This window comes from Pseudonocardia sp. SID8383 (assembly GCF_009864975.1).
GTDB lineage: Bacteria > Actinomycetota > Actinomycetes > Mycobacteriales > Pseudonocardiaceae > Pseudonocardia > Pseudonocardia alni.
Map to the genome: position 1 here is coordinate 1 of NZ_WWFY01000634.1, position 2,491 is coordinate 2,491.

The 2,491-nt window shown below is 76.7% G+C and carries 3 protein-coding genes; 1 reads left to right on the forward strand and 2 read right to left on the reverse strand.

The window, feature by feature from the left end:
• Window positions 1-90 precede the first annotated feature (90 nt).
• The gene (locus GTW08_RS15635) at window positions 91-1,038 is read right to left on the reverse strand and encodes a tetratricopeptide repeat protein (RefSeq protein ID WP_237453880.1); all 948 of its coding nucleotides are present in this window, start codon (window positions 1,036-1,038) and stop codon (window positions 91-93) included.
• 472 nt (window positions 1,039-1,510) lie between these two features.
• Here GTW08_RS15635 and GTW08_RS15640 point away from each other — a divergent pair, with 472 nt between their 5' ends.
• Window positions 1,511-1,756: a hypothetical protein gene (locus tag GTW08_RS15640; protein WP_073578488.1), complete on the forward strand. Its 246-nt coding sequence runs from the start codon at window positions 1,511-1,513 to the stop codon at window positions 1,754-1,756.
• 163 nt (window positions 1,757-1,919) lie between these two features.
• Here the strand turns inward: GTW08_RS15640 and GTW08_RS15645 are convergent.
• Window positions 1,920-2,491 (reverse strand): alpha/beta fold hydrolase (locus tag GTW08_RS15645; protein WP_161152120.1); only part of this gene is annotated, 572 nt, incomplete at its 5' end.

Consider the following 2,491-nt stretch of genomic DNA (forward strand, 5'->3'; position numbering starts at 1 on the left):
GCCCCGGTCCTCGTGGGCGCCGGATCCGGCGGCCACGGGGTCCGCGGGCGGACCACCGGCGGCCGGTGGGTCATCGGGGAGGAACCCGGCTCAGAACAGGGCGCGGGCGAGCGCGCGCCGGGCCGTGGCGACCCGCGGGTCGTCGGCCGGGAAGAGCTCGAAGAGCCCGACGAGGTGCCCGCGGGCCCGGTCACGGTCCTCGCCCCCGGTCCGGGCGACGGTGCCGACCAGCCGGGTGAAGGCGGCCTCGACCCGGTCGGCGGCCAGCTCGGCGTCGGCCGCGGCGAGCTGGGCGTCGACGTCGTCGGGCGCGGCGTCGGCCCGCTCGATCGACGACGGGTCGGCCTGCTCGGCACGGGCGAGGAAGCGGACCTGCGCCAGCGCCGCCTTCGCCTGCTCGTTGGCGGGCTCGGAGTCGAGGATCCCGGTGTAGGCGGCCTCGGCGGCGGCGTAGTCACCCTGTTCCAGGGCGTCCTCGGCTGCGGTGAAGCGCGGGTCCTCGGGCTCCTCGACGGGCTCGTCCGAACCGGCTGCGGCCGCCCGGCGCTCACCCTCGGCGATGGCCGGCATCCGGTCGCGCAGCGCGTCGAGCAGGGACGTCACCCATTCGGCCACCCGGTCCTCGGGGATCGCACCGTTGACCGCGTCGACCGGCTGACCGCCGACGAGCACGACCAGCATCGGGACCTGCTGCACGCCGAAGGCCTGGGCGACCCGGGGCTGGGTGTCGATGTCGACCCGGGCCAGGCGCCAGGCGCCGCCGCCGGTCGAGGCGAGCCGCTCCAGCTCGGCCGACAGCTGCTCCTCGCGCGGGTAGCGGCTGGCCCACAGCTCGACGACGACCGGGACCTGCAGCGACGGCTCGAGGACCTCGTTCTGGAAGCCCTGCTCGGTCGCGTCGACGACCCAGGAGCCCTCGCCCCCGCCGGTCGCGGGTGGACCACCCGCGGCACCGCCGGACGGGGCGGGACGATTCGCCGCATCGGCACGGGCCTTCAGCCCGGAGAGGTCGACCGCCCCGGCCATGGCCGAGGACATCGCCGCACGCTGGGCCGCCTGACGAGGATCTGGGCGAGACACGCCGTCCATCCTGGCACGTCCGTGTGTCCGGCGTGACACGCCCCGCCCGGTGACACGCGCCCCCGCGCGACGCGTGCGCCCCGGCCGGTCGGCGTCATCCCCTCGCCGACTCGGGCCCTGTCCGCTTTTGGCCCGTTCCCTCCCCACCCCCGGGCGACGCTCCCCGGCCGGCCGCCCCTGTGCCGTTCGGTCGCCGGCCCGGCCCGCGGTACGGGGCCGCACGACCGGGGGCGAGGACGACGGTGCTCCCACGATCACCGGACCGGCGGAGCAACACCGGGCGTCGTCACTCGTTGAACACCCTGCAGGGACTCGATGCTGACTCTGCGTGACCGCGGCGGGGCGTTCCCCCGGTTGCCCCACCCCGCGGTTCCCTTCCCCGACAGAACGACCGCCGGCACCCCGGCGCACAACGGAGGGCTCCAACCCGATGAGCAACATGCAGACGACCGACAAGCCGACCCTGGCCTACGCGTCGCTGGCGCTGGGCATCATCGCGATCGCCGCGTTCCTCGTCCCGATCGCCGCCTGGATCCTGGGTGCCGCGGGCCTGGTCGCCGGCTTCCTCGCCTACCGCAAGCCGGGCATGGCCAAGCTCGCCCAGATCGGCATGACCGTCAGCTTCGTCGGCATCCTCGCGGGCGTGTACTACTTCTCGACGATCATGGCGGGCTGACGACGGCCCTCCTCGCGGTACGCCGCGACGACGACACGGCCTCCGGACCCGGTCCGGATGCCCGACGGCCGGTGACGGGTCTCCCGTCACCGGCCGTCGTCGTCCCGGCCCCCGGCGCTCCGGTGACCCCGCCCCGGTGCGCGTCGGCCGGCGGGGCCCGTCGTCAGGCCGGCGCGGCGAGCCCGGCCAGCAGCTCCGCCGTCTCCTCCGGCCGGGTGAGCATCGGGAAGTGCCCGCCCGCGAGCTCCACGAGCCGCGCCCCGACCCGGTCCGCCTCCCGCCGTCCCGCGACGGGGCTGACGACCCGGTCCTCCGCGCACACCACAGACACCGTCGGCACCGCGGGCCACGACGACACCGGGCACGGCTCGGCGAGCAGCGACCAGTCCTGCGGGCGCAGCTCCGCCGCCGCGTCCGCGACCACGGCCCGCCCGTCGCGTCCCGCCGCGTCGAGCTCGTCGGCGACGCCCCGGTAGAGCCCGTCGGCGACCGCCCGTGCGTCCGGCCAGTACGTGCTGACCCCCGGGCCGCGACGGACCTCGGCGTCGTAGCCGGCGACCATCAGGTCGCGCTCGGCACGCATCCGGTCCCGGTAGGGACGACCCGGCTCGGGGACGAGCGCCGCGACCAGGACCAGCGCCCGGACCCGGTCGGCGATCCGGTCGGCGGCCGCGGTGGCCACGAGGCCGCCGAGCGAGTGGCCGACCAGCACGACCGGCGGACCGTCGCCCCGGG

What these genes read in the sequence shown, in the direction of transcription:
- GTW08_RS15635 (WP_237453880.1), bottom strand. Translation starts at nt 1,038, where the DNA reads ATGTCCTCGGCCATGGCCGGGGCGGTCGACCTCTCCGGGCTGAAGGCC.
- GTW08_RS15640 (WP_073578488.1), top strand. Translation starts at nt 1,511, where the DNA reads ATGAGCAACATGCAGACGACCGACAAGCCGACCCTGGCCTACGCGTCG.